The organism is Duganella flavida (genome assembly GCF_009857445.1).
Taxonomy (GTDB): Bacteria; Pseudomonadota; Gammaproteobacteria; order Burkholderiales; family Burkholderiaceae_D; genus Rugamonas; species Rugamonas flavida.
Map to the genome: position 1 here is coordinate 287964 of NZ_WWCN01000002.1, position 26282 is coordinate 314245.

Annotated in this window: 22 protein-coding genes; 11 read left to right on the forward strand and 11 right to left on the reverse strand. The window is 60.7% G+C overall.

Going from position 1 to position 26282, the window contains the following annotated elements:
• Nucleotides 1–4: 4 nt before the first annotated feature.
• Entirely contained in the window at nucleotides 5–1222 is a 1218-nt protein-coding gene (locus GTP46_RS03670; protein ID WP_161005262.1) for a porin, read from the reverse strand.
• 285 nt (nucleotides 1223–1507) lie between these two features.
• On the opposite strand from GTP46_RS03670, the gene argJ reads away from it, so the two are divergent.
• The 3 genes from argJ to GTP46_RS03685 are packed head-to-tail and all read left to right on the forward strand — an operon-like array spanning nucleotide 1508 to nucleotide 4018.
• On the forward strand, nucleotides 1508–2746 hold the full coding sequence (gene argJ / locus GTP46_RS03675; RefSeq protein WP_161005263.1) for a bifunctional glutamate N-acetyltransferase/amino-acid acetyltransferase ArgJ: 1239 nt from the start codon (nucleotides 1508–1510) through the stop codon (nucleotides 2744–2746).
• 1 nt (nucleotide 2747) lies between these two features.
• Nucleotides 2748–3617: an ATP-binding protein gene (locus GTP46_RS03680; protein ID WP_161005264.1), complete on the forward strand. Its 870-nt coding sequence runs from the start codon at nucleotides 2748–2750 to the stop codon at nucleotides 3615–3617.
• On the forward strand, nucleotides 3614–4018 hold the full coding sequence (locus tag GTP46_RS03685) for an NUDIX domain-containing protein (RefSeq protein WP_161005265.1): 405 nt from the start codon (nucleotides 3614–3616) through the stop codon (nucleotides 4016–4018). The genes GTP46_RS03680 and GTP46_RS03685 overlap by 4 nt, the downstream gene beginning before the upstream one ends.
• Here the strand turns inward: GTP46_RS03685 and GTP46_RS03690 are convergent.
• The 4 genes from GTP46_RS03690 to GTP46_RS03705 all read right to left on the reverse strand — a co-directional run bounded on the left by GTP46_RS03690 (nucleotide 4003) and on the right by GTP46_RS03705 (nucleotide 6525).
• Complete coding sequence (locus GTP46_RS03690) at nucleotides 4003–4176, reverse strand: DNA gyrase inhibitor YacG (protein ID WP_161005266.1); 174 nt, start codon at nucleotides 4174–4176, stop codon at nucleotides 4003–4005. The genes GTP46_RS03685 and GTP46_RS03690 overlap by 16 nt on opposite strands.
• A 9-nt stretch (nucleotides 4177–4185) precedes the next feature.
• Nucleotides 4186–4941 (reverse strand): cell division protein ZapD, encoded by a 756-nt coding sequence (zapD, locus tag GTP46_RS03695; protein ID WP_161005267.1) that lies wholly within the window; start codon nucleotides 4939–4941, stop codon nucleotides 4186–4188.
• Nucleotides 4942–5047: 106 nt separating this feature from the next.
• Nucleotides 5048–5656: a dephospho-CoA kinase gene (gene coaE, locus GTP46_RS03700; RefSeq protein WP_161005268.1), complete on the reverse strand. Its 609-nt coding sequence runs from the start codon at nucleotides 5654–5656 to the stop codon at nucleotides 5048–5050.
• Nucleotides 5653–6525, reverse strand: coding sequence for a prepilin peptidase (locus tag GTP46_RS03705; RefSeq protein WP_161005269.1), 873 nt, complete (start codon nucleotides 6523–6525; stop codon nucleotides 5653–5655). The genes coaE and GTP46_RS03705 overlap by 4 nt, the downstream gene beginning before the upstream one ends.
• Nucleotides 6526–6681: 156 nt before the next feature.
• On the opposite strand from GTP46_RS03705, the gene GTP46_RS03710 reads away from it, so the two are divergent.
• Entirely contained in the window at nucleotides 6682–7473 is a 792-nt protein-coding gene (locus GTP46_RS03710) for a sensor histidine kinase (protein WP_161005270.1), read from the forward strand.
• Here the strand turns inward: GTP46_RS03710 and GTP46_RS03715 are convergent.
• From GTP46_RS03715 to uraH, 6 genes are all read right to left on the reverse strand, one after another.
• Nucleotides 7470–8117 carry a response regulator gene (locus tag GTP46_RS03715; RefSeq protein WP_371869548.1) on the reverse strand — a complete coding sequence of 216 codons (648 nt, stop codon included), beginning with the start codon at nucleotides 8115–8117 and terminating at the stop codon, nucleotides 7470–7472. The genes GTP46_RS03710 and GTP46_RS03715 overlap by 4 nt on opposite strands.
• Nucleotide 8118: 1 nt before the next feature.
• Nucleotides 8119–9333, reverse strand: coding sequence for a type II secretion system F family protein (locus GTP46_RS03720; RefSeq protein ID WP_161005271.1), 1215 nt, complete (start codon nucleotides 9331–9333; stop codon nucleotides 8119–8121).
• Nucleotides 9334–9343: 10 nt separating this feature from the next.
• Entirely contained in the window at nucleotides 9344–11074 is a 1731-nt protein-coding gene (gene pilB, locus GTP46_RS03725) for a type IV-A pilus assembly ATPase PilB (RefSeq protein ID WP_161005272.1), read from the reverse strand.
• 131 nt (nucleotides 11075–11205) lie between these two features.
• Nucleotides 11206–12486, reverse strand: coding sequence for an HlyC/CorC family transporter (locus GTP46_RS03730; RefSeq protein WP_161005273.1), 1281 nt, complete (start codon nucleotides 12484–12486; stop codon nucleotides 11206–11208).
• Nucleotides 12487–12729: 243 nt separating this feature from the next.
• Nucleotides 12730–14223 (reverse strand): tetratricopeptide repeat protein, encoded by a 1494-nt coding sequence (locus GTP46_RS03735; RefSeq protein WP_161005274.1) that lies wholly within the window; start codon nucleotides 14221–14223, stop codon nucleotides 12730–12732.
• A gap of 20 nt (nucleotides 14224–14243) precedes the next feature.
• Nucleotides 14244–14597, reverse strand: coding sequence for a hydroxyisourate hydrolase (uraH, locus tag GTP46_RS03740; RefSeq protein WP_161005275.1), 354 nt, complete (start codon nucleotides 14595–14597; stop codon nucleotides 14244–14246).
• A gap of 109 nt (nucleotides 14598–14706) precedes the next feature.
• On the opposite strand from uraH, the gene puuE reads away from it, so the two are divergent.
• From puuE to GTP46_RS03775, 7 genes are all read left to right on the forward strand, one after another.
• The gene (gene puuE / locus GTP46_RS03745; RefSeq protein WP_161005276.1) at nucleotides 14707–15660 is read left to right on the forward strand and encodes an allantoinase PuuE; all 954 of its coding nucleotides are present in this window, start codon (nucleotides 14707–14709) and stop codon (nucleotides 15658–15660) included.
• Nucleotides 15661–15667: 7 nt separating this feature from the next.
• Nucleotides 15668–17137 carry a xanthine dehydrogenase small subunit gene (gene xdhA / locus GTP46_RS03750; protein WP_161005277.1) on the forward strand — a complete coding sequence of 490 codons (1470 nt, stop codon included), beginning with the start codon at nucleotides 15668–15670 and terminating at the stop codon, nucleotides 17135–17137.
• Between the two features lie 11 nt (nucleotides 17138–17148).
• Nucleotides 17149–19482, forward strand: coding sequence for a xanthine dehydrogenase molybdopterin binding subunit (gene xdhB, locus GTP46_RS03755; protein ID WP_161005278.1), 2334 nt, complete (start codon nucleotides 17149–17151; stop codon nucleotides 19480–19482).
• Between the two features lies 1 nt (nucleotide 19483).
• Nucleotides 19484–20518, forward strand: a complete 1035-nt coding sequence (xdhC, locus tag GTP46_RS03760) for a xanthine dehydrogenase accessory protein XdhC (protein WP_161005279.1) — start codon at nucleotides 19484–19486, stop codon at nucleotides 20516–20518.
• A 30-nt stretch (nucleotides 20519–20548) separates the two neighbouring features.
• Nucleotides 20549–21856: a guanine deaminase gene (gene guaD / locus GTP46_RS03765; RefSeq protein ID WP_161005280.1), complete on the forward strand. Its 1308-nt coding sequence runs from the start codon at nucleotides 20549–20551 to the stop codon at nucleotides 21854–21856.
• A gap of 14 nt (nucleotides 21857–21870) precedes the next feature.
• Nucleotides 21871–23295: an amidohydrolase family protein gene (locus tag GTP46_RS03770; RefSeq protein ID WP_161005281.1), complete on the forward strand. Its 1425-nt coding sequence runs from the start codon at nucleotides 21871–21873 to the stop codon at nucleotides 23293–23295.
• Between the two features lie 446 nt (nucleotides 23296–23741).
• Nucleotides 23742–26129: a TonB-dependent receptor gene (locus GTP46_RS03775; RefSeq protein WP_161005282.1), complete on the forward strand. Its 2388-nt coding sequence runs from the start codon at nucleotides 23742–23744 to the stop codon at nucleotides 26127–26129.
• Nucleotides 26130–26282 lie beyond the last annotated feature (153 nt).

The following is a 26282-nucleotide window of genomic DNA, read 5'->3' on the forward strand; positions in this document are numbered from 1 at the left end:
CAGATCAGAATACGAAGTCGACGCCGGCCGCTACTACGGTCACGTCTTTGTTGTAGCCGGCGGCCGGCACGTTAATCAGCTGGCCCGATTTGGCGCCTGGTTTCACGCGATCCACTTGTACTTTCAGCGCCAGTTGTTTGGCGAAGTCCCAACGCACGCCGATGATGTCGGAGGTTTGCTCGGACGAAGCCAGCAGGCCGTTGACGCCGGCGTTCAGCGCAGGAATCTTGGCCAGTGCGGCAGGTACGGTGACCGAGCTGCCAGCGCCTTTGGCCGAAGCGTGTGCGTAGTACGGCAGCACTTTGCCGACGCGGTAGCCCAGCATGGCGTACCAGGCGTTGGTGTCCGGCAGGTAGACGGCTTCTTTAGCGCGGCGCTGGGCGTATTCCGCCTGGCCGACGATGTTGTTCCAGTCCATGGTGCCGCCGATCGAGGTGAAGGCGATCTTCTTGCCGCTGGTGAAGCTCAGGTCCGACGCCAGCTGGCCGAAACCGATGGCGCCCAGGGTGTTGGTCAGGGCATTGATGGGCTGCAGGTCGTTGATGGTCATGTCAGCGCGCGCGTGGGCGAAGCGCAGCAGGAACGGACCGTATTCGCCGGTCAGGCTCAGGCCGGCTGCTGGAGCGCGGTAGGTCGCGGTCGAACCGGCGCCCGAGGACACGAACAGCTTGCCGCGGCTAACGCCAGCGAAGGCCTGGGCGGTGAAATTCAGGTCGCCGAAAGCGTGCTGGTAGTTGATGTCGGCGCCGTCCGAGTTTTCAATCGGGGCCTGGCCGTACATTTCGATCGGCGGACGCATCATGGTGTTGGCGTAGCCGACGTTCTGGTAGTCGGAAATCAGGAAGGTTGGCACCACTACACGGCCAACGCGTACCGAGACTTCATCGTTGATGCGGGCTTTCAGGAAGGCCCAGGTCAGGTCGGTGGTGAAGGTGTTCTGGGTGGCTTTGCGGGTCAGCACTTGCGCGGTGCCGGACAGCCAGTCGTTAATTTTGTAGGTGGCTTGCAGGCCGAGGTTGGTGTCGAGGCCAATGCGGGCGCTGTCGCCGACGCCATCAGCCTGGTTGTAGCGGGCGAATTTCGCTTCATCGGTATTGCTCTTGGCGACAGCTGCGGTGCCGAAACCACTGATGCTCAGGTTGCCGTCATCCAGGGCGCCAGCTTGCGCCTGCATGGCGGCGGTGGCGGCAAGTACGGCGGCTACTAACAATTGCTTTTTCATGTGTTTAGTCCTATGGGGGGAATTATTGTTGGTATGACGGTTGTGCCGTCAGGTGCGTCTCTTGACAATGCGGGGATGGGGCATTCGGTTCATACTGTAGACTAAATTGCCCCAAAGCATGAAATGGGAAAACGTTAAACCGAACGATTGTGCTAATTTCTGTGGTTTTTTCACTAAAAAGTCTGAAAAAACAGTTAGTTGTACGATATCTTTGACAATATGCGCAGGTGGCGCGGCAGGTATTACAATAGCGGCTTCCTCCTTCCACCCACGAGATCAAGAATTATGGCCGTCAATTCCCCCCTGCCTGTCGCCGCCGAACTGAAGCCTGTTGCCGGCGTTGAAATCGGCTTTGCCGAAGCCGGCATCAAGAAGCCAAATCGTAAAGATGTGCTGGTCATGAAGCTGGCGCCGACCGCCACCGTGGCTGGCGTGTTCACGCTGAACCGCTTCTGCGCCGCGCCGGTGCAGATCGCCAAAGCCCATCTGGCGGCCGCGCAAACCAGCGGCAAGCCGATTGCCGCGCTGCTGGTCAACACTGGCAACGCCAACGCCGGCACCGGCGAGCTGGGCCTGTCGCTGGCGAATGAGACTTGCGCCGCACTGGCGGCACAGCTGGGCGTGGATGCAGCGCAGATTCTGCCGTTCTCGACCGGCGTGATCCTGGAGCCGCTGCCGGCCGCCAAAGTCATCGCCGGCCTGCCACAAGCCGTGGCCGGCCTGAAAGCCGACAACTGGTACAACGCGGCCGAAGCCATCATGACCACCGACACGCAGCCGAAAGCCGGCTCGCGCACCGTCACCATCGGCGGCCATACTGTGACCCTGACCGGCATCTCGAAAGGTGCGGGCATGATCAAGCCGAATATGGCGACCATGCTGGGCTATCTGGCGTTTGACGCGAAAGTGGCGCAGCCGGTGCTGGAACAGCTGGTCAAGCACGCTGCCAACCACTCGTTCAACTGCATCACCATCGACGGCGATACCTCGACCAACGATTCCTTCATGCTGATCGCCACCGGCGCCGGCTCGCTGGAAATCACCTCGGTCGACCAGCCGGAATACGCGCAGCTGCGCGACGCCCTGACCGAGCTGTCGCTGTTCCTGGCGCAAGCCATCATTCGCGACGGTGAAGGCGCGACCAAGTTCATGAGCATCATCGTGGAAGAGGGCAGCAGCGTGGAAGAGTGCCGCAAGATTGCTTACTCGATCGGCCACTCGCCGCTGGTGAAGACCGCCTTCTTCGCATCCGACCCTAACCTGGGCCGCATCCTGGCCGCCATTGGCTACGCTGGTGTGGATGATCTGGATGTGTCGAAACTGAACCTGTACCTGGACGATGTGTGGGTCGCCAAAAACGGCGGCCGCAATCCAGACTACAAGGAAGAAGACGGCCAGCGCGTGATGCAGCAAAGCGAGATCACGGTACGCGTCAAGCTGGCGCGCGGCGCGGCGACGGCTACGGTCTACACCTGCGACCTGTCGCACGATTACGTGTCGATCAACGCCGACTACCGTTCCTGAGATGTCGGCCGCCCTCGAACAATTCCTGGCGCGCGCCGAGGCGCTGCTGGCACGCGTAGAGTCGATCCTGCCGCCAGCCGCGCCGCAGATTGACTGGGACCGCGGCTTTGCTTTCCGCTGGCGCAAGCGCGCCAACGGCCCGAGCTACTTGCAGGCTGTAGCCCACGTGTCGTCGATTGCGCTGGACGATTTGCAGCACATCGGCCCGCAGAAAGAGCAGATCGAGCAGAACACCCGCCAGTTCGTGTCCGGCAAACCGGCCAACAACGTGCTGCTGACCGGCGCACGCGGCACCGGCAAGTCGTCGCTGATCAAGGCTTGTTTGAACCAGTTCGCCAAGGATGGCCTGCGTTTGATCGAGGTGGACAAGGCCGATCTGGCCGAGCTGCCGGATATCGTCGACCTGGTCGCTGGCCGTCCGGAGCGCTTCATCATCTTCTGCGACGACCTGTCGTTTGAAGAGGGCGAGAGCGGCTACAAGGCGTTGAAGGTGGCGCTGGATGGCAGCATCTCGGCGCAGTCGGACAATGTGCTGATTTATGCGACTTCGAACCGCCGCCACCTGCTGCCGGAGCGTATGTCCGACAACATGAGCTACAAGCACGACGAGAATGGCGACCTGCATCCCGGCGAGACGGTGGAAGAGAAGATTTCGCTGTCCGAGCGTTTCGGCCTGTGGCTGACGTTCTACCCGTTCAAGCAGGATGATTACCTGGCCATCGTTGGTCACTGGCTGTCGTCGCTCGGCTGCAGCGAGGCGCAGATTGAAGTGGCGCGTGGCGATGCCTTGCGCTGGGCTTTGCAGCGCGGCTCGCGTTCGGGCCGTGTGGCGTGGCAGTTCGCCAAGGACTACGCAGGGAAGCTGGCATGAGCAACAAGCCTGTTGATGTGGCAGTCGGCGTGTTAATTAAGCCGAATGGCGATCTGCTGCTGGGTCAGCGTCCGACTGGCAAGCCGTATGAAGGTTACTGGGAATTCCCAGGCGGTAAAGTCGATCCGGGCGAGACCATTCTCGAAGCGTTGAAGCGTGAATTCGTCGAAGAACTGGGCCTGGTCATTCACTCGGCGGAAGAGTGGTGCGGCGTGGAGTACGTCTACCCGCACGCGCACGTGCGGCTGCATTTCTACATCAGCCGCGACTGGTCGGGCGAGCCGCAAAGCCTCGAAGGGCAGGCGTTTGCGTGGCAGGGAACGGTGGGCGTAGAGCCGCTGCTGCCAGCCACGATTCCATTGCTGGAATGGCTGGAACAGGTTCGTTACTCTTCTTCGTGAGGATCTTTAGGTGGAGCCGCAGGAATCACATATTTTTCCTCGGCCCACGCGCCTAAATCGATTTTTTTGCAGCGTTCCGAGCAGAACGGGCGGAATTTGTTTTCCGGCTTCCACTCCACTTTGGCGGAGCAGGTCGGGCATTCAACAACAGTGGTCATGAGCTTACGTTAGAAGTTACAAAGGGTAAGCTCGAATGGTACATCATCTTCCAGCGGCTTGGGTTTCAGGTCACCGCCTTGCGAAGTGAAGCGTACCCACAGCATGTACTTGTTGGCCGAAATTTCCGGAATCGCCCCCTGTGATGCATCCAAGGTCAGGCGCAGCATCTGGTACACCTTCCCCTGCAACATCTGCTGGTAGCTGCCGGCCACGGCGATCATCTTGATCGGGCCGCCGGAATCGCGTAGCAGGCGCAGTACCAGTCCCAGCGCATCGAACAGCGGCGCCAGCGGTGCGAACCAGTTGGCGATGTCATTGAAGCGTTGTTCGGCCGGACGCTGCTGCCAAGCGTAGTAGGACGGCAAATCAAACTCGCAAGCACCGCCCGGAATGATGGTGCGGCCGCGGATGCTCATCAGCCATTCATTTTCGCGCACGTTCTGGCCGGTCTTGCCTTGCGCGGCAACCAGCGCGCTGCTAACGCCATCGAGCTCGTTGAGAATGGCGTCCAGCGTTTCAGCTTGCACATTGGGATTCATGCGGTAGCCCAGCAGCGTTTGGCGCTGGCGCTCCAGTTCTTGCAGCAAGTCGGATTTCAGGTCGGCGCGGCCGGCCACTTCGAGCATGTCGAAAATAGTAGCCAGCGCAACGTGATGTTGCATGGGATGTTCTTGATGCACAAAGAACTTGAATTTCTCGTACAAATCCTCCAGGCGCAGCAACGTGCGTATGCGCTCGTTGAAAGGATATTCGTAGACGATCAAAATAACATCCCTCTATAGATGGACTTGCAAAGAATTCTCGTGATTTTGAAGCAAGCCAAGCAAAAATACAAACGTTGCGAAGGCATTATTGCCGTTCTACGCGAAATTACCAGCGAATTTGCAGATATGAGGCGTGCAAACGGTCTACTTGCGCTGCCAAAGCGTCGATTCCTGCATTATTGACAATAACATCATCCGCTGCTGCAAGCCGCTCGGCGCGGCTCACTTGCGCCGCCATGATGGCCCGCACCTGCGCTTCCGGCAGGCCATTGCGCGCCATGACGCGGGCGATCTGCACTTCTTCCGGACAGTCTACCGCCAACAGGCGCGCAACCCGTGCACGCCATGTGCCCGATTCGATTAGCAGCGGCACGGCGTAAATCACGTAGCTGCCGGTGGCTGCCGTGCCGGCCGCCAGTGCGGCGTCGCGGATGCGTGGATGGAGGATGGCTTCCAACCGCGCCTTGGCGCCGGCGTCGCCGAACACCAGCTGGCGCATGCGGGCACGGTCCATGGCGCCGCTGGCATCCGCAAACTCGGGACCAAATTCGGCCACGATGGCCGGCATGGCCGGGCCGTTGGGCGCGGTCATGCTGTGGGCGATCAGGTCGGTGTCGATGATGGTGGCGCCGCGCGCCGCAAACATGTCGGCCACGGTACTTTTGCCGCTGCCGATGCCGCCGGTCAGGCCGATGGCAAAGGGCTGTGCGCTCATGGATGGACGACGTTCATGGTGAAGGCCGACAGCGGACCGCCGTACAGCAGTGCGATCAGGCCGGCCGCCGCCAGATAGGGGCCGAATGGAATCGGGTTGTTGCGGCCACGTTTGGCAAACACGATCAGGGCCATGCCCACCACCGCGCCCACCACCGAGGACAGCAGGATGATGGTCGGCAGCATGGCCCAGCCCATCCACGCACCCAGTGCGGCCAGCAGCTTGAAGTCGCCGTAGCCCATGCCTTCCTTGCCGGTGGCCAGCTTGAACAGCCAGTAGATGGTCCACAGCGCCAGATAGCCTGCCGCCGCGCCGATCACCGCGTCCTGCAGCGGCACGAAGGTGCCGTTCACATTCATCAGCAGGCCGGCCCACAGCAGCGGGAAGGTCAGGTCATCCGGCAGCAATTGGGTGTCGGCGTCGATGAAGGTCATGGCGATCAGCGAGTACAGGAAGAACAGTGCCGACAGCCCGGCCCAGCCGCTACCCAGCTTCCACACCACCAGCGCCGACAGCACGCCGGTCAGCAGTTCCACCGCCGGGTAGCGCGCCGAGATCGGCGCCTTGCAGTTGCTGCACTTGCCGCGCAAGACCAGCCAGCTCACTACCGGGATGTTTTCCGCCGCCGTGATCTGGTGCTTGCAGTGCGGGCAGGCCGAGCGCGGCACCACCAGGTTGTAGCGCGTGGTGTGCGGCAGTGGCTGGTCGCTTTCGGCGGCCACATAGTTATCCGATTCGCGCTGCATCATGATCGGCAGGCGATGGATCACCACGTTGAGGAAGCTGCCGAACAGCAGGCCGAACAGGCCGGCGATCAGGCTGATGGCCAGTACACCGGCAGGGGCGAACAACAGGGTAGATTCCGACATGGGCGTCAATAGGCGTAAATAATCACGGGCTCAGTTTAAAGCATTACAGCAACATTGCGGCTGCTTTTTCCAGCTGCCCTTATACCCTCGGGGAGATGGGCAAAACGTTGGAACAATGGCAAGGTGATAGCTCTGTTTTTCCGCGCGGAGCGCCCCTTGTCGTCGTTTTCCCAGACACCTGTATTCCTGATGCTCGGGCTGCTGCTGGCATGCTTGGCGTTCCTTGCTGTCTTCGTACTTTGCCAGCGCCGCGTGCGCGAAGGTTACGAGGCCCGCTTGCGCTTGCTGGCCGAGCGCGAGCGCGTGGCTACCGGCTTGCACGATACCCTGCTGCAAAGCATGCAAGGCTTGATCCTGCGCTTCCAGGGCGTGAGCCATCGGCTGGCGGCGGACAGCGTTGAGCGCGCCACCATTGAGCACATCCTCGACCAAGCCGACGAGGTGCTGGCCGAAGGCCGTCACCAGATACTCGCGCTACGCATGCCGGTGGTTTATGGCGACAACCTGAGCCAGGCGCTGGCGGCCATCGGCCAATCCCTGCAGGAGAGTTTCGGCACGGCGTTCCGCATGGTGGCCAGCGGCGAGACGGCCTCCATCAACGGCGACCGGAGCGAGGAAATCTACGGCATCGTGCGTGAAGTGCTGTACAACGCCTTCCAACATGCGCAGGCCAGCAACGTGGAGCTGGAGCTGGTGTACGGTTGCGATTTTTTTGTGATCTATGTGCGCGACGATGGCAAGGGCATGGCGCAGCCGCCGCGCGGCTTGGCCGGCATGCGTGCACGCGCCGCGCATCTGGCTGGCACGCTGGAGGTGCTGAGTTTGCCGGAGCAGGGCACGGAAGTGATCCTCAAGGTAGCGGGCGAAATTTGCTACCAGGCGCCGCGCCCGCATGGCTGGCGCTATCGCTTTGCGGCATGGATGGGACGTACTGAAACGCAGGGCTAGCTGAGCACCGGCCGTGGCCGTGTGCGCACGCCGATGATGCCGCGTCCCAGCGCGATCAGCACGGCGTGGGTGCGGTCGTTGGCCTGCAGCTTGGCCATCAAGTTCTTCATGTGGACCTTGACGGTTTCCTCGGCGATGCACAGCTGGCGGCCAATCAGGCGGTTGCTCTTGCCCAGCGCGGCCAGCTCCAGCACCTGGACTTCGCGCGGTGTCAGCGCTTCGCCCGGCAACTGGCGCGCCACTGCCTGCACCAGGAGCGGCGGCACGTGGCGCTGGCCACCGTGGATGGCGCGCATGGTGTCCAACATTTCGCGGCGGGCCGCATTCTTCAATAAATAGCCGGACGCGCCGGCCTTGATGGCGCGCATCACCAGCGCATCGCCTTCATAGGTGGTCAGCACCACGATGGCGGCGTGCGGGTATTCGTTGCGGATGATGTGCGTGGCTTCGACGCCGTCGAGATCGGGCATCTGGATATCCATCAGCACGATGTCGGGCTGCAGGCTGCGGTAGAGCGCGATGGCGTCGCGCCCGCCGGCCGCCTCGGCCACCAGCTTGAAACCGGCATCGCTGGCCAGCACGCTGGCGATGCCCTGGCGGAACACCGGGTGGTCGTCCGCCGTCATCACGGTGATTGGTCCCACCTTACACCACCGAACCGAGCTTGAAGATTGGCAGGTACATGGCCACCACCAGGCCGCCGATCAGCACGCCTAGGATGACCATGATGGCCGGTTCCATCAGGCTCGACAGCGAGGCCACGGCGTCGTCCACTTCTTCCTCGTAGAAGTCGGCCACCTTGGCCAGCATGGCGTCCAGCGAGCCGGACTCTTCGCCGATGGAGACCATCTGCGTGACCATATTCGGGAACACGTCGGCGTTCTGCATGGCGACGGTCAGGCTGGTGCCGGTGCTGACCTCGTTCTGGATCTTGCGCGTGGCGTCGAGGTACACGGCGTTGCCGGCCGCGCCGCCCACCGAGTCCAGCGATTCCACCAGCGGCACGCCGGCCGCAAACATGGTCGACAGCGTGCGGGTCCAGCGCGCTACCGTGGCTTTGCGGATCACCTCGCCAAAGATCGGCAGCTTGAGCAGCAGACGGTCCATAAAACGCTGCATTTGCAGCGAGCGCTGCCACGCGCGGAAGAAGAAGTAGATGGCCGCGCCGATGCCGCCGAAAATCAGCCACCACCACTTCACGAAGAATTCCGACAGCGCCATCACGAACAACGTCGGCGCCGGCAGGTTGGCGCCAAAGCTGGCGAACACTTCCTTGAAAGCCGGCACCACCCAGATCATGATCACCGCTGTGACGATAAACGCCACCGCCAGGATCGACACCGGGTACATCAGCGCCGATTTGATCTTGGCCTTCATGGCCTGCGTTTTTTCCTTGTAGATGGCGAGGCGGGTCAGCAGGTCTTCCAGAATACCGGCCTGTTCGCCAGCCCCCACCAGGTTGCAGAACAGCGGATCGAAGTACAGCGGGAACTTGCGGAACGCCTGGTTGAGGCTGGTGCCGGTCTCGATATCGGCGCGCAAATCCATCACCAGCTTGGACACGGACGGGTTGGCGTGGCCCTTGCCGACGATGTCGAACGATTGCAGCAGCGGTACGCCGGCCTTCATCATGGTGGCCAGCTGGCGCGTGAACAGGGTGATGTCCTTGTCGCTGACCTTCTTGCCCGAGCGGTAAGCCTTTTTCTTGACCTTGGTGACCATGATGCCCTGGCGGCGCAGGGTCACATTAACCACAGCCTCACCGCCGGCGCGCAGCTCGCCGCGTACGGTCTTGCCGGTTTTGTCCTTGCCCTCCCAGGCAAAGACTGATTCCTTGACCTGATTGCCCGATGTCGCCATGATCACTTTCCTATTCGTTGGTGCAGCCCAGCACTTCTTCGAGGCTGGTTAAACCGCCTTTGACTTTCACCAGCCCGGACTGGCGCAGCGACTTCACGCCTTCTGCCTCGGACTGGGCAGCGATGTCCATCGAATTACCGTGGGCCAGGATCAATGCTTCGATCGCGGGCGTGATCGGCATAATTTGGTAGATACCGACCCGGCCTTTGTAGCCGCCTCCGTTGCAGCGCTCACAGCCGACCGGGCCGTAGGGTTTCCAGCTACCATCCAGTTCTTCCGGCTTGAAGCCGGCCTTGAGCAGCAAGTCCGGCGCGATATCGACCGGCTGCTTGCAGTTGCACAGGCGGCGCGCCAGGCGCTGGGCGGTAATCAAAATCACTGACGAGGCGATGTTGAACGGCGCCACGCCCATGTTCATCAGGCGCGTCAGTGTGGAAGGGGCGTCGTTGGTGTGCAAGGTCGAGAACACCATGTGGCCGGTTTGTGCGGCCTTGATGGCAATGTCAGCCGTTTCAAGGTCGCGGATCTCGCCGACCATGATGATGTCCGGGTCTTGCCGCAGGAACGATTTCAGCGCCACCGGGAAGGTCAGGCCGGCGCGGTCGTTGACGTTGACCTGGTTGACGCCGGGCAGGTTGATCTCGGCTGGGTCTTCCGCAGTCGAGATGTTGATGCCGGGTTTGTTCAGGATGTTGAGGCAGGTGTACAGCGACACCGTCTTGCCGGAACCGGTCGGGCCGGTCACCAGCACCATGCCGTAGGGGCGCTGGATGGCGTCCAGCAGCATCTCTTTCTGGTCAGGATCGTAGCCAAGCGAGTCGATGCCCATCTGCGCTTGCGTGGCGTCCAGGATACGCATCACGGTTTTTTCGCCAAACAACGTTGGCAGGGTCGAGATACGCAGGTCGATGGTCTTGGTCGGCGACACGATCAGGCGCATGCGGCCATCCTGCGGCACGCGCTTTTCCGAGATGTCCAGCTTGGCCAGCACCTTGATGCGCGAGACCAGTTTTTCCTTGATCGAAATGGGTGGCTGCGCATGCTCCATCAGCACGCCGTCGACGCGGAAGCGGATGCGGTAGAACTTTTCAAACGGCTCGAAGTGCAAGTCGGACGCGCCCAGGTTGACCGCATCCATCAGCATCTTGTTCAGGAAACGCACCACCGGGGCATCTTCCACATCGTTGGCGCCGGCCTCGGCTGCAGCGGCCGGGGCTTCTTCTTCCTCGGCGAACTGGATATCTGCTTCCTCGCCGGCCAGGTCGGCAATGCTTTGCTCGCTGCTCTTGCTGATGCGCGCCAGCAGTTGCAGCAGGGCGTCGTGCGGCACAATGACCGGTTCGACCGTGGACTCGGTCTGGAACTTGATCTGGTCCAACGCCTGGATATTGGTCGGATCGGAAATTGCCACCGACATTTTGTTGCCGCGCTTGGCCAGCGCGATCACCCGCTGGGTTTGCATCAGCTTGTTGTCGATGATCTTGGGCGGCAGCGTCTCGATGTTGAGCGCGCTGACATCCAGCAGCGGATAGGCGAAGGTTTCGGCGCAGAAGGCGGCCAGCGTTTTCGAATCGATGGTGCCGCTCGACAGCAGCACGTCGATGAACGCCTGCTTTTCTGCGACGGCTTTTTTTTGCAAGGTCTCGGCTTGCGCGGCGGATAAACGTCCCGCTTGCAGCAATGCCCTCGCCAGCCCCGGCATTGGGGCGCCTGGCGCTGTGTTCGGAAGGACTGCTGCCATAGTCGCGTGGGTCAGGTTGGAGGGAGGGCGATCCCAAATAATGCTCTCAGGCACTATTTTTGTAAAGCCCGTGAAACAATTTTACTCCGCTCTGTTGCATGCGCCCACGCGTTTGCTTGCTTTTACGGGCGTTAGCGGGCCGCCGGGCGTCGTAATTTGACGACTTTGATGGCCTGGTCGTGTACTTGCACCACTTCGATGATGCACCGGTCGACCTTCAGGCTGATCGGCGCGTCTGGAATTTCTTGCAACAGTTCGAGCAGCATGCCGTTCAAGGTCTTTGGGCCGTCCAGTGGGAAGTTCAGGCCGAGTCGCTTGTTGACGTCGCGCAGCGGGGTGGCGCCGTCCAGTAGGCACTCGCCGTTGGCGTCCCAGCCGAAGCTGTCGGCCTTGGCCGCGCCCGGTGTCGAGGTGGTGAACTCGCCGATCATCTCTTCGATGATATCGTCCAAGGTGACCAGGCCCTGCACTTCGCCGTATTCGTCGACGATGATGCCGAGCCGTTCCTTGTTCTCCTGGAAGTACTGGAGCTGGGTGAACAAACGCGTGTCTTGCGGGATGAAGTAGGGCGTGGTCAGCAGTTCGCGGAAGTGCTCGGTGGTCAGCTCTTCTTCCTGGTTGAGCAGGGCTACGGCCTTGCGCACGTGCAGAATGCCGACGATGCGGTTGATCTCGCCTTCGTAAACGGGCAGCTTGTTGTGGTAGCAGGTAGTGAGCTCGCGCTTGATTTCTTCGACCGATAGTTCGAGGTTGAGCGCTTCCACTTGCGAGCGCGGCGTCATGATGTCTTCGACCGAAACGGTTTCGAGGTCGAACAGGTTGAGCAGGATGGACTTGTGCTTTTGCGGGATGAAGTTACCGCCTTCCAGCACGATCGAGCGCAGCTCTTCCGGCGACAGGCGCGGATCGTGCGCATGTGATCCGGCCGTGATGCCGAACACTTTCAGCAGCATGGACACGAACAGGTTGACGAACCAGATCACTGGTTTGGACACCGCCATCAGCGGCTTCAGTACCATGCTGGTGGGCAGGGCGATTTTTTCGGGGAAGGTGGCGCCGATGACTTTCGGCGAAATCTCCGCGAACACAATCAGCAGGAAGGCCACGCCGCCGGTCGACAGCGTGATCACATTGTCGTCGTGGCCGAAAGTCTGGATGGCGATCGACGTCACCAGCGCGGTGGCGGCGGCATTGAACAGCGTGTTAGCGATCAGTACCAGCGACAGCAGTTTATCGGTGCGTTCCAGCAGCCACAGCGTCGTGATGGCGCGACGGCTGCCGCGTTTGGCTTCGTGGCGCAGGCGATAGCGATTGGCCGCCATCAGGGCGGTTTCAGCCATCGCGAAGAAGGCCGAGCATAAAATCAGGATGAAGAGTGCAAGAAATTGCACCCAAAAGGGCACGGTATCCAAGGGGGATAGAGGTGATGGGAAGAGCTTTGAATTCTAAGGGAATGCCGAGCCCCATGCAAGTTCAGCATTCGGGGTCAGCTCTGTCATTTGGACAGGCAGTTCGCACTTTTGATGTTTATCAAAGCGGTCGAAGTATTCCTGTTATCACACTTTATTTTTTATATAGCAGCGTTTTTGCGGAATGCTTTGAGATTTCTCAAGCATTACGCGCGACTGTCCAAATGACAGAGCTGACCCCGATTGCTATTTGCATAGCAGCAGCGCGTGGCCGGCGATTGGGGAGCCGTTTTCCTGGCGGGCTTCGATGGCTTGCGAGGCTAGCACGGTGAAGCCGGTTGCTGCGGCCAGCCGTTGCAGGTAGTCCGGTGTGTGGGCGTAGCGGTTGGAGGGACGCAGCACGTAGTCGGCGTCATCGCCCGCTTCGACCGAGAAGCAGAAACGGCCACCCGGCCGTAGCGCAGCGTGCACGGCGCGGAATACGGGAGCGAGGTCGCCGATGTAGACGAAGACGTCGGCCGCCACTGCGAGGTCGTAGGCGCCTTCGCGGCCGGCGAGGTAGCCAGTTAAGTCGGCACACGCCAGTTCGTCGTAGAGATTGCGCTCGGCGGCTTTGTCCAGCATTTGCTGCGACAGGTCGACCCCGTGCAGGCGCTGCGAGTACGCGCGCAGGTAGGGCGCACACAGGCCAGTGCCGCAGCCCAGATCCACCGTCTTCAAATCCGAAGATGGGGCGACGTGGCGCAGCAGCGCGTCCAGCACGGCCGGCGTTTTGTAGTCCAGCACTTCGGTCAGGTGCTGGTCGAAGTGGTTGGCGTATTGGTCAAACAGCGAGCGCACGTAGTCGTTCGGCAGCGCGGCCGGCGTTTCGCCTTCGCCCACCGAGGCCAGCGCGAAGGCGATGGTTTCGGGATTATCGCCATGCGCCAGCGCTGCGCGATAGGCGGCGATGGCCTCTTCACGCCGATCCAGGGCGCGCAAGGCGTTGCCACGATGGTAGTGGGCCAGCGCGTAATCCGGGCGGTGCTTGAGCGCCTGGTCGTAGCTGTCCAGCGCCGCGCCAAATTCACCTAGCTTGAATAGCGATGCGCCTTGGGCGCTGTAGGCTTCCGCCCAGTCGGGACGCAAGTGGATCGCGCGGTCGAAGCTCTCCACCGCTTCCGGCAGATAGCGCAGGTAGTGCAGGGCGTTGCCGCGCGCGAGCCATGCATCGGCGTAGTGGTCCTTGATGTTGAGCGCATCTTCGGCCGCTCCCAGCGCGTCGAGATAGCGCCCCATGTCTTGCAGGACGATGGCACGGTTGCAGTGCGCCTCGGCGTAATCAGGTTTGAACTGGAGCGCGCGCTGGTAGCTGTCCAGCGCATCGGCCGGACGCACGAGCCTGCGCAGCGCGTTGCCGCGATTGCTCCATGCCAGTGGATACGAAGGATTGAGCGCCAGCGCGCGTTCGTGGCTGGCCAGCGCTTCATCGGCGCGGCCGGCATCCAGCAGGGCTACGCCAAGATTGCAATGGGCAGCCGCCTGCGCATTGTCGACGGCCAGCGCGCGCCCAATCAGTTCGATGGCGGCGCCGAAGTCGCCTTGCTGACGCGCGATTACGCCCAGCAGATGCAACGCATCGAACTGGCGCGGATTGAGTTCCAGGACTTGCCGGTACAGTGCCTGCGCCGGTTCGAGCCGGCCTTGCTGGTGCAGTTCGACGGCTTGTTGAAGGAGGGATGCGGCCAAGGTTTCTGTCATAGTGGCCGCATCTTATCAGTTCAGCTGCCGCGATAGGTCGAATAGGCCCACGGCGACACCACCAGCGGCACGTGGTAGTTCTGGTCCGCATGCGCCACGCCGAAAGCCAGCGTCACCTCGTCGATGAAGCGCGGCTCCGGCAATTCCACGCCCTGCGCGGCGAAATACTCGCCGGCGCTGAATACCAGTTCATATTTGCCCTGTTTCAGTGCATCGCCCTCCAGCAGCGGGGTGGAACAGCGGCCGTCGGCGTTGGTAACGTCGGTCTTCAGCAGCTCGCGGCCTTGCGGCCCAACCGCATATAAAGCCACTTTGACACCGGCGCCCGGCTTGCCTTGAGTGATATCGAGAACGTGCGTACTGAGTTTGCCCATGATTGGTCCTATATTTGCTTGTAACAGGTATCTATTATCTAAATCATATACTGCCACGCACGCAGGCATATATGATTAGAGATATAACCCCCATAGACTAGCCAGCGCCATGACAACCTACGATAACTACCCGCGCGACCTGATCGGATACGGCCCCAAACCGCCGCACGCCCAATGGCCCAACAAGGCCCGCATCGCCCTGCAATTCGTCTTGAATTACGAAGAAGGCGGCGAAAACAGCGTGCTGCACGGTGATGCCGGTTCCGAGACCTTTTTGTCCGAGATCATCGGCGCGGCCTCGTTCAGCAATCGCCACATGAGCATGGAGTCGCTATACGAGTACGGTTCGCGCGCTGGCTTGTGGCGTTTGCTGCGCATGTTCGAGGAGCGCAAGCTGCCGCTGACCATCTTCGGCGTGTCGATGGCGCTGAAGCGTCATCCGGAGGCGGTGGCCGCGTTCAAACAGCTGGGCCACGAAATCGCGTGCCACGGCCTGCGCTGGATCACTTATCAAAACATGGACGAAGCTACCGAGCGCGCCCACATGAAGGAAGCGGTGGACATCATCCGCGAACTGACCGGCAGCGCGCCGCAAGGCTGGTACACCGGCCGCGATTCGCCGCAGACGCGCAAGCTGGTGATGGAACACGGCGGCTTCCGCTACGACTCCGATCACTACGGCGATGACCTGCCATTCTGGCAAAAGGTTGACTACACTGATAAAGACGGCCGGGCCGCCAGCGCACCGCAGCTGATCCTGCCGTACACGCTGGACACCAACGATATGCGCTTCGCCGCCGCGCAGGGCTTCAACTCCGGCACCCAGTTCTTCGACTATCTGAAAGATGCTTTCGATGTGCTGTACGCGGAGGGCGATCCGAATGGCTTGAACCAGCCGAAGATGCTGAATATCGGCCTGCACTGCCGCATCGTCGGCCGGCCGGCGCGCGCGGCATCGCTGGCGCGCTTCCTCGATTACGTGCAGCAGCACGATAACGTCTGGATCACGCGCCGCATCGATATCGCTGAACACTGGCGTAAAACGCACCCTTTTGCTGAATGAGATTGTGATGTCTGAACCGATTCGTTTTTACTACCGTGGCGCAGTACAAGAGATTCATCACGCCGCGCCAACCCGCACCGTGCTCCAGCACCTGCGTGAGGACCTGCATTGCACCGGCACCAAGGAAGGCTGCGCGGAAGGCGATTGCGGCGCATGCACGGTAGTCGTCGGCAGCCTGAATGCTGTCGGCCAGCTGGAGATGAAAGCGGTGAATTCCTGCATCCAGTTTGCACCTACGCTGGACGGTAAGGCGCTGTTCACGGTAGAAGACATGCAGCAGCCGGATGGCGCGCTGCATCCGGTGCAGCAGGCGATGGTGGAGTGCCACGGTTCGCAATGCGGTTTCTGTACGCCCGGTTTCGTCATGTCCCTGTGGGGCATGTATCTCGACAAGGATGGTCAGCCGGCGCAACGCAAGGAGATTGACGACTGCCTGTCCGGTAACCTGTGCCGCTGCACTGGCTACCGCCCGATCATTGATGCCGCACACCGTATGACCGAGCTGCCGAAGGTAGCGTTCGACCGCGCCGCCTTGACGCAGCAGCTGCAAGCCTTGCAGCGCGACGCTGGTTCGACCTACACGGCGCAAGGCCAGTCCTTCCACGCACCGCGCACTTTGGATGAACTGGTAGCGTTGCGCGCTGCCCATCCGAAAGCCACGCTGCTGGCTGGTTCCACCGATATCGGCCTTTGGGTCACCAAGCAAATGCGCGAGTTGGGCGACATCATTTACCTCGGCCATGTGAGCGCGCTGCAAAGCGTGCAGCAGAAAGATGGCATGCTGGAAATCGGCGCTGGCGTATCGTTGAACGATGCGTATGAAGCGCTGTGCAAGCTGTATCCGGCGGAGCTGGGCGAGTTGTGGCAGCGCTTTGCCTCGCTGCCGATCCGGAATGCGGGCACGCTGGGCGGCAATGTCGCCAACGGTTCGCCGATTGGCGACTCGATGCCGTGGATGATTGCGCTGGGTAGCGAGGTGGTGCTGCAAGGCCCGTCCGGCCAGCGCGTGCTGGCGCTGGAAGCCTTCTATCTCGATTATCAGAAAAAGGATATGCAGGCCGACGAATTCGTCGCCGCCGTGCGCGTGTCGCTGCCGCGTGCCAACGTTCAGTTCCGTACTTACAAGTTGGCCAAGCGCTTCGACCAGGATATCTCGGCGGTATGCGCGGCGTTTGCCTTCACGCTCGATGGCGACAAGGTGGTGGATGCACGCATCGCGTTTGGCGGCATGGCGGCTACGCCGCGCCGTGCACCGCGTGCCGAAGCCGCGCTGACTGGCTTGGGCTGGAATGAATCCAACCTGCGCGTGGCGATGGATTTGCTGCAGCAGGATTATGCGCCGCTGTCGGATATGCGCGCTTCCAATACCTATCGCATGCAGACGGCACAGAATCTGTTGCGCCGCTTCTGGTTTGAAACGCGCACCGATGCGCCGCTTGCGGCCGATGCCGTCAATGCCTTCGCTTGCCGCGCTTGAAAGGAGCCATCATGAATCAACCAGTTGCTCCATCCGCGATTGCGGAGTCGGCATGGAAAGCCGTGGGCGTCGCACGCCCGCATGAATCGGCCGAGCTGCATGTGCTGGGCCAGGCCACTTACACTGACGATATCCCCGAGCTGCAAGGCACATTGCATGCGGCGCTAGGCTTGTCGTCGAAGGCGCATGCACGCATCACGGCGATGGATCTGGCGCCGGTGCGTAGTGCGCTGGGCGTAGTGGCGGTGTACACGGCTGCCGATATCGTCGGCACCAACGATTGCGGTCCGATTATTCACGACGATCCTATCCTCAGCGCGGGAGAGGTGATGTATGTTGGCCAGCCGATCTTCATCGTGGTGGCGGACTCGCACGACAATGCGCGCCGTGCCGCGCGCAAGGCGCTGGTGACGTACGAGGAACTGCCGGCCATCTTCACGCCGCAGGAAGCCAAGGCCGCCGGTTCGTACGTGCTGCCGCCGATGCAGCTCAAGCGCGGCGACTACCAGGCGGCGTTTGAAGGCGCGCCGCGCGTGGTGAAGGGCCAGTTGTTCGTCGGTGGCCAGGAGCAGTTCTATCTCGAAGGCCAGATCGCCTACGCCGTCCCGAAAGAAGACAACGGCATGCTGGTGCAGTGCTCGACTCAGCACCCGAGCGAGATGCAGCACGTGGTGGCACATGCCCTTGGCGTGCATTCGCACAAGGTGCAGGTGGAGTGCCGCCGCATGGGCGGTGGCTTCGGCGGCAAGGAGTCGCAGTCGGCGTTGTGGGCTGCGTCGGCAGGGATTGCAGCGGCCAAGTTGCGCCGTCCGGTCAAGCTGCGCGCGGACCGTGATGACGATATGCTGGTGACGGGCAAGCGTCACTGCTTCTTCTACGAATATGAAGTTGGCTATGACGACAGCGGCAAAATCCTCGCGGCCAAGGTGGACATGACTCTGCGCGCAGGCTTCTCGGCCGATTTGTCGGGACCTGTGGCGACGCGTGCGGTCTGCCACTTCGATAACACTTACTACCTGTCGGACGTTGATATTCGCGCCGGTTGCGGCAAGACTAATACGCAGTCGAATACGGCGTTCCGTGGCTTCGGCGGCCCGCAAGGTGCGATTGCGATTGAATACATCATCGACGAAATCGCGCGCAATCTTGGACGTGATGCGCTGGATATCCGTCGCCTGAATTTCTACGGCAAGGCCGAGCGCAATGTCACACCGTATGGTCAGGAGATTGTCGATAACGTGATTGAAGCGCTGACTGCGGAATTGGAGCAGACCAGCGAGTACCGCGCGCGCCGTCAGGCGATTGAGGCGTTCAATGCGGGCAGCCCGGTGCTGAAGAAAGGCTTGGCGTTCACGCCGCTGAAGTTCGGCATTGCGTTCAACGTCACGCACTTGAATCAGGCGGGCGCGCTGGTGCATGTGTATGTGGATGGTTCGGTGCTGGTCAATCACGGCGGCACGGAGATGGGGCAGGGCATCAACACCAAAGTGATGCAGGTGGTGGCGCATGAACTGGGCATCGATCTGTCGCACGTGCGCGCGACGGCCACCGACACCAGCAAGGTGGCGAATACTTCGGCCACGGCGGCATCCACCGGCGCGGACTTGAACGGCAAGGCGGCGCAGGATGCGGCGCGGCAGATTCGTGAGCGCTTGGCGGCGTATGCGGTCAAGCTGTATGGCGATGAGGATGGACAGCCGGTACGCTTCTACGATAACGCGATTCACGTCAACGGCCATTCGGTGCCGTTTGCGGAGCTGGTGCAGAAGGCGTATCTGGCGCGGGTGCAGTTGTGGTCCGATGGTTTTTATGCGACGCCGGGCCTGCACTGGGATCCGAAGACGATGAACGGACATCCGTTTTCGTACTACGCTTATGGTGCGGCGGTGTCTGAGGTGGTGGTGGATACGCTGACTGGCGAATGGAAGCTGTTGCGCGCGGATGCTTTGTACGATGCGGGGCGTTCGCTGAATCCAGCCATCGATATCGGCCAGGTGGAGGGTGCGTTCATTCAGGGCATGGGCTGGCTGACCACGGAGCAGTTGTGGTGGAATGCTGCGGGCAAGCTGATGACGCATGCGCCTTCGACCTACAAGATTCCGGGGATTTCGGATTGTCCCGAGGACTTCCGCGTGAAGCTGTTTGATAACGGGAACGTGGAGGACAGTATTCACCGTTCCAAGGCGGTGGGTGAGCCGCCGTTGCTGCTGCCGTTCTCGGTGTTCTTTGCGATTCGCGATGCAATTTCCGCTGTGGGCGGGCATCGTGTGAATCCGCCGTTGAATGCACCGGCGACCAGTGAAGAGATTCTGCGGGCGGTATCCGCAGTGGAAATGGCGGCTTGAGATGAATGAGTGGCTGACAGCGCAGGTGTCGGAACCGGCAGTGCTGGTGACCGTGGCGGTCGTGGAGGGCTCCGGCCCGCGCGAGCCCGGCGCCAAGATGCTGGTGACGGCGCGCGGCCAGCATGACACCATCGGCGGCGGCCATCTGGAAATGTGCGCGATTGAGCTTGCACGCGAAATGCTGGCCGGCGCCCCGGCCGCAAGGCTGGAGCGATATGCGCTCGGGCCGACGCTGGGGCAGTGCTGCGGCGGCGTGGTGTATCTGGCGTTTGAGATGGTCGATGCGTCGCTGGCCGGCGTGCTTGCCAGCCTGCACGCGCGCCGCCGCGAAGACAGTTGGCGCCTGAGCGCGATCGATGGCTGCCCGGTCGCGCGGCTGCTCGACGCCAACGGCGTAATCGTCGCCGGTGCGGCAGCGGGCGAGGGCATCGTTGGCGTGCCGGCCCTCGACCATGCGCGCGGTACCCATATTTTGCGCGATGCTAGCGGGCGGCGTTGGCTTGCTGATCCTTGCTTGGCTCCGCGCGCGCATCTCGTACTGTTCGGTGCTGGGCATGTTGGTGCGGCTATCGTGCGCATGCTGGGGGAGCTGCCCTGCACGGTCACTTGGGTCGATGAGCGGGAGGATATGTTCCCTGCTAGCGTACCCGCCAACGTTACGATCGAAGCGACGGATATGCCGGAAGCTGCGGTGGCGGATGCGCCGTCCAACGCAAGCTATCTGGTGATGACGCACAGCCATGCGCTGGATCAGCGATTAAGCGAGGCCATACTCGGCCGGGCAGATGTCGGTTGGTTTGGCTTGATCGGCTCCCACACTAAACGCGTGCAGTTCGAGCGCCGCATGGCCGCGCGTGGCCTGCCGCAAGAGCGCATCCTCAACATGGTCTGCCCCATCGGCCTGCCGGGCATCACCAGCAAACTCCCCGCCGCCATCGCCGCCTCCGTGTGCGCGCAATTGCTGATGGTGTGGGAAGCGCAGCAAATCGCTGCCCTCAATGACAGCGAACCGGCACTCCGCCTCGCATCGCGCTAATATTCGAATTCAGATTTAAGAAAGACCGACATGACCTCCAACCTGCAAGCCTACCGTGGCAGCTTGCTGCACTTTTTCGCCGATCCGGCTTTCAACGCCAACGCGCATGAATGGCACGAAGACGGCCTTCTGATCATCGCAGACGGCAAAGTGCAAGCCGCCGGCGACTACGCCGCGCTGCACGCCACGCTCCCCGCAGGCACGGTGGTGCATGACTACAGCGGCAAGCTACTGATGCCCGGTTTTATCGACACGCACGTGCATTATCCGCAGACCGACATGATCGCCTCGCCGTCGGAAGGCCTGCTGCCATGGCTGGAGACCTACACCTTCCCGACCGAGCGCCAGTTCGAGGGCACCACGCACGCCGCCAACGTGGCCGAGTTCTTCCTCGATGAACTGCTCCGCTGCGGCACCACCACCGCGATGGTCTACTGCACCGTGCATCCGCAATCGGTGGACGCCTTCTTTGCCGCCAGCGAGCAGCGCGGCCTGCGCATGGTCGCCGGCAAAGTGATGATGGACCGGAACTGCCCCGACTTCCTGCGCGATACCGCCGAATCCAGCGCGCGCGATACCGAAGCCCTGATCCAGCGTTGGCACAAGCGCGGCCGCGCGCTGTACGCCATCACGCCGCGCTTCGCGCCGACGTCCACCAACGAACAACTGCAGCTGGCGGGCGAACTGGCGCGCGCCTATCCGGACACCTTCATCCAGACTCACGTCTCGGAAAACGAAGCCGAATGCGCGTGGGTGCGCGAGCTATTCCCACAAGCCCGCAGCTACATCGACGTTTACGACAGCTATGGCATGATGCGTCCGCGCGCCATGTATGGACATTGCATCTGGCTCAATGAGCGCGACCGCCAGCGCATGGCCGAAACCCAGTCTGCCGCCGCCATCTGCCCGACTTCCAACCTGTTCCTCGGCAGCGGCCTGTTTGACTTCGAACGCGCCGATGAAGCAGGCGTGCTGCTCTCGCTGGCCACCGACGTCGGCGGCGGCACCTCCTTCTCCATGTTGCAAACGATGAATGAAGCCTATAAAGTAGCGCGCTTGAAGGGCAGTTACTTGCCGGCTTTGCGCATGTTTTATCTCGCCACGCTAGGCGCCGCGCGCAGCATGCAGCTGGAAGGCACGATCGGTAATTTCAGCAAGGGGGCGGAAGCGGACTTCATCGTCATGGATCCGCAAGCCACGCCGCTGCTGCAGCGTCGCACCTCGCACTGCGACAGCCTGGAAGAGCTGCTGTTCGCACTGGCCTTGCTGGGTGACGATCGCGCCATCGCTGCCACTTATGCCGCCGGCCAGCAGGTACACGTCCGCGAAACGACTTAATTAAGGAACGACACATGAAGAAGAACATCACAGCCATCGCATTGGCCGCCGCCGTGTTGTGCGCACTGCCGCAAGCGCAGGCTGCCAACGCCAACGAGGAAGCCACCAAGCGCCACTTCGCGTCGCTGGTTGCGCCGGGCAAAGAGCCTAAGCTGGCCGAACTGACGATGTTCTTCACCATGATGCCGAAAGGCGGCGACCTGCATCACCACTACTCAGGCGCGATCTACGCCGAGCAGTACCTGGAGTGGGTGGACAAGGAAGGCTTCTGCGTCAACAAGGCCAACTACACCATCGAGAAAAACAAGCCGGCTGGCGCATGCGTGTCCGGCCAGGACGTCATGAACGATAACACGCTGCTGGCCAACCTGCTGCAGCGCTGGTCGGACAAGGACTTTTACAATCACAGTGGCATCCAGTCGCCGCCGGACCGCCAGTTCTTCGACACCTTCGCCTACTTTGGCCCGGTGGCATCGACCAATACCGCCGACGGCCTGCTGCGCCTGAAGCAGCGCGCCATTCAGGAAAACCTGAGCTATATCGAAACCATCTTCGAGATCGCACCGATTGCGCAGGATGCGGACTTCGACAAGAAGGCCACCAGCGGCGGCGTCACCGATGCCGATTTCGCCGCCCTGAGCGCCAAGCTGGAGCAGGACCCGGCTTTCAACGGTTGGATCGCCGGCTACATCGACAACGTGAACAAGTCCGGCGCCGGCATCGACGACGACCAGTTCACGCTGCGCTACCAGCCGTTCGCGCTGCGCTTCCTGTCGCCGTCGCAGGTGTATTCGCAAATCCTGTCGAGCTTCAAACTGGCGTCCAGCCATCCGAAAATCGTCGGCATCAATATTGTTGGCCAGGAAAGCGTGCACGTCTCCATGCGCGACTACGCGCTGCACATGCAGATGTATCGGTTCCTGAAAGCCAAATACCCGACCGTGAAACTGGCGCTGCACGCCGGTGAGTTGTCGCTGGGGATGGTGCCGCCGGAAGGCCTGACCTTCCACATCAAGGATGCCATCGACGTTGCCGGCGCCAGCCGCATCGGCCACGGCATGGATATTGCCCACGAGAGCAATCCGCTGGCCATCATGAAAAAAATGCACGATGCGAAGATCGCGGTCGAGGTCAACCTGAGCAGTAACGACTTCATCCTCGGCATCAAGGAGCAGGCGCACCCGGTTACGCTGTACCGCAAATATGGCGTGCCGTTTGTGTTGTCGACTGACGACGCCGGCGTGTCGCGCAACAATCTGTCGGGGGAATATGTGCTGTACGCCGCCCGTTACCAGCCAAGTTATGCGGAAGTGAAAAAACTGTCCTACGACAGTATTCGCTATTCTTTCTTGGCTGATGCGGACAAACAACGTCTTTTGAAGGCGCTGGACGGTAAATTCGCCAAATTTGAGGCAGAAATCGCCGGCGCCAAACCTTAATTTCCATCTCCAATAAAAAGAAAGCCGGCGGTTTTCCCCGCCGGCTTTCTTTTTTGTCAAAATTGCCTGTATTTTCTGTCTCGGATTTACTACATTTCCGAGAAAACTCTCTAAATGTTGCCATGAACGAAATTCATGTGCCGCATAAGCTTTTATAATCCCGCCCGAATCTAGCCTCTGCTTCCCTCAAGAATTGCTAATTAGTTAGCATTTCACGTTCATTTATATGTTTTTCCACTTAATTGCTTAGTAAAAACGTATTTGTCGCGGGTGTAGCGCCATGCAATAGTTATAGTCAGTTAGAGCAAATTGACAACTTTTACTGTCATACCAGTGTCATTTAAGACAGATAAACTCTCACGTTGGTGCAGAGGAAAAACGGCTCTTCACACCCGATTTCGTTAGTTCTTTAAAGTTTTCACAATAACACTCTTAAGGGGTTTTGAATGCAATCCAAACAATCTCCGGTCTTGCGCTTGAGCGTAATCGCCGTGGCGGCACACCTGACTGCGCTGACGGCAGGCGCTGCTTTCGCTGAGGAGGCAGATACTGCCGCTCCAGCCAAGTCCGAGGTGGTCATCACCGGTAAAAAACTGGGTATGGGCCTGATGGTAACGGAAGACGCGCCAAAAGCACGTTCCACCATTACTGCGGAAGAATTGGAAAAGCAGCGCCCAACCGGCAATGCTTATCAAGCACTGGAAATGCTGCCAGCAGTTAACAGCTACAACTACGACGCAACCGGCCTGTTCGGCGGCGGCATGACCCTGCGTGGCTTCAACTCCGACCAGATCGGCGCCACCATCAACGGCGTGCCTGTCAACGACTCCGGTAACTTCGCGGTGTACCCACAAGAATACGTTGACCAGGAAAACACCTGCTCGCAATTCGTGACCCAGGGTTCGACCGACGTGGACTCGCCACAAGTTGGCGCCACCGGCGGTAACTTCGGCATCACCACCTGCGCACCAGAGAAAACCCAGCGCGTGCGCGTGATGCAGACCGCTGGCCAGCTGAATATGTGGAAAACCTTCGTGCGCTACGATACTGGCGCTATGCTGGATGGCAAACTGACCGCTTTCATCTCGGCTTCGCACGCGCAGACCGACAAGTGGAAGGGCCAGGGCCAAGCTAACCGTAACCACATCGACCTCGGTGTGAACTACGATTGGGACCGCTTCAACTACATCCACGCGACCGTCCTGTTCAACAAGGCCGTCAACAACAACATCTACAACCCGACCCTGGCTGAACTGAAGGCCAATGGTTACTACTTCGACTACGCCGACACCTTCAAAGGTCACCTGACCCCAGTCAAGGGCACCGCGCAAGTGGAAACCACCCAGACGCCGGTTGCTTACTACGGCCTGTCGGTTAACCCGTTCAAGAACATCATCGCATCGGCAGTCAGCAAATTCCGCCTGACCGATAACCTGGACGTGGCCTTCACCCCATACATGTGGTACGGCTTCGGCAACGGCGGTACCCAGCAGCGCGCCCAGTCGGAAAAAAGCTTCTACAACCCAGCCACCGGCAAGCGCGACCAGACCGTTGACCTGAACGGCGACGGCGACACCCTGGACACCGTCCTGGTAGCTAGCGCCAGCGTGACCCGCACCGTGCGTCCGGGCGCCAACCTGGCCTTCATCTACACCACCGACAACCACGAAATCAAGACTGGCGTATGGTGGGAGCGTGCTCGCCACGAGCAAACCGGCCCAATGCTGGCGCTGGGTAACGACGGCAACCGTGCAGACATCTGGCTGCAAGATGGTCAGATCGACCGTCCTGATGGCCACCCTGCCATGAGCCGCGACTGGATCTCGGTATCGACCGCTTACCAGGCCTTCCTGCAAGACACCATCAGCCTGGCGGACGACAAGCTGAAGATCAACGTTGGCGTGCGTACCCCGTACATCAAGCGTGACTTCACCAACTTCGGTGACGAGAACAACACCGTCAAGCCGTTCCAGTTCAACAAGACCTACAACGAAGTTCTGCCACAGTTGGGCGCGCGCTATCGCATCACCAACGACGACCAGGTCTTCGCTTCGGTCGCCAAGAACATGAAGGCTCCTCCGAACTTCATCTTCGGTAACATTGGTTCGAACGTGATCGTGGACGCGGCCACCAACCTGCCAGTGACGTTCAAAGACACCCAGCCGGAAACCTCGTGGAGCGGCGACCTGGGCTATCGTCACCAGGATAACAAGTTCATCGCCACCGTCACTGCGTTCTACACGGACTTCAAGAACAAGCAAGCCAGCTCGTTCGACCCTGAAACCGCCAAGAACACCTACCTGAACATCGGCCGCGAGAAGCACAGCGGCCTGGAGGTCGAACTGGGTAACACCCCGATCAACGGCTGGGCATTCTACGGTTCCCTGGGTTTCCTGAAAACCGAACTGAAAGACAACCAGTACGGCTTCATCGGCACCACCAAAGTGCTGCTGCCAACCGCTGGCAAAGATGCGCCTAACGCGCCACGCCGCAAGGCTGGCCTGTCGGTGGAATATCAGGATGGTCCATTCTGGGTTCGCGCCAAGGCACGTGCCACCAGCAAGCAGTACGCCTCGCTGCTGAACGACGAAGTAGCGCCAGGCTACACCACCTTCGACTTCGACGGTGGCTACACCTTCGCCAACTTCGGCTGGCTGAAGCGTCCTAAGCTGACCTTCAACATCAGCAACATCACCGACAAGCAATTCCGTAACCCGTCGTCGACCACTGTGATCAACGCACAGCCATACCAAGGTGTGGCGGCTTCTTCGGTTGGCCGTTACTACATGGCTGCACCGCGCTTCGCATCGGCGACCCTGTCGGTGGACTTCTAATCGTTCATTCAAGGACGGGCTACGGCCCGTCTTAAGTGCACGAATCGCACCCTATAAGTTCTCGGACTTATAGGGTGCGTTTTTATTTGAGCTTCGTTTGTAACGTAATATTTTCCGCGCTGCGCAGAGTTGTCGCTGAACGGTACAATGACC

Coding starts and splice junctions, on each gene's coding strand:
- GTP46_RS03670 (WP_161005262.1), bottom strand. CDS start 1,222: ATGAAAAAGCAATTGTTAGTAGCCGCCGTACTTGCCGCCACCGCCGCC.
- argJ (WP_161005263.1), top strand. CDS start 1,508: ATGGCCGTCAATTCCCCCCTGCCTGTCGCCGCCGAACTGAAGCCTGTT.
- GTP46_RS03680 (WP_161005264.1), top strand. CDS start 2,748: ATGTCGGCCGCCCTCGAACAATTCCTGGCGCGCGCCGAGGCGCTGCTG.
- GTP46_RS03685 (WP_161005265.1), top strand. CDS start 3,614: ATGAGCAACAAGCCTGTTGATGTGGCAGTCGGCGTGTTAATTAAGCCG.
- GTP46_RS03690 (WP_161005266.1), bottom strand. CDS start 4,176: ATGACCACTGTTGTTGAATGCCCGACCTGCTCCGCCAAAGTGGAGTGG.
- coaE (WP_161005268.1), bottom strand. CDS start 5,656: ATGAGCGCACAGCCCTTTGCCATCGGCCTGACCGGCGGCATCGGCAGC.
- GTP46_RS03705 (WP_161005269.1), bottom strand. CDS start 6,525: ATGTCGGAATCTACCCTGTTGTTCGCCCCTGCCGGTGTACTGGCCATC.
- GTP46_RS03720 (WP_161005271.1), bottom strand. CDS start 9,333: ATGGCGACATCGGGCAATCAGGTCAAGGAATCAGTCTTTGCCTGGGAG.
- pilB (WP_161005272.1), bottom strand. CDS start 11,074: ATGGCAGCAGTCCTTCCGAACACAGCGCCAGGCGCCCCAATGCCGGGG.
- GTP46_RS03735 (WP_161005274.1), bottom strand. CDS start 14,223: ATGACAGAAACCTTGGCCGCATCCCTCCTTCAACAAGCCGTCGAACTG.
- uraH (WP_161005275.1), bottom strand. CDS start 14,597: ATGGGCAAACTCAGTACGCACGTTCTCGATATCACTCAAGGCAAGCCG.
- puuE (WP_161005276.1), top strand. CDS start 14,707: ATGACAACCTACGATAACTACCCGCGCGACCTGATCGGATACGGCCCC.
- xdhA (WP_161005277.1), top strand. CDS start 15,668: ATGTCTGAACCGATTCGTTTTTACTACCGTGGCGCAGTACAAGAGATT.
- xdhB (WP_161005278.1), top strand. CDS start 17,149: ATGAATCAACCAGTTGCTCCATCCGCGATTGCGGAGTCGGCATGGAAA.
- xdhC (WP_161005279.1), top strand. CDS start 19,484: ATGAATGAGTGGCTGACAGCGCAGGTGTCGGAACCGGCAGTGCTGGTG.
- guaD (WP_161005280.1), top strand. CDS start 20,549: ATGACCTCCAACCTGCAAGCCTACCGTGGCAGCTTGCTGCACTTTTTC.
- GTP46_RS03770 (WP_161005281.1), top strand. CDS start 21,871: ATGAAGAAGAACATCACAGCCATCGCATTGGCCGCCGCCGTGTTGTGC.
- GTP46_RS03775 (WP_161005282.1), top strand. CDS start 23,742: ATGCAATCCAAACAATCTCCGGTCTTGCGCTTGAGCGTAATCGCCGTG.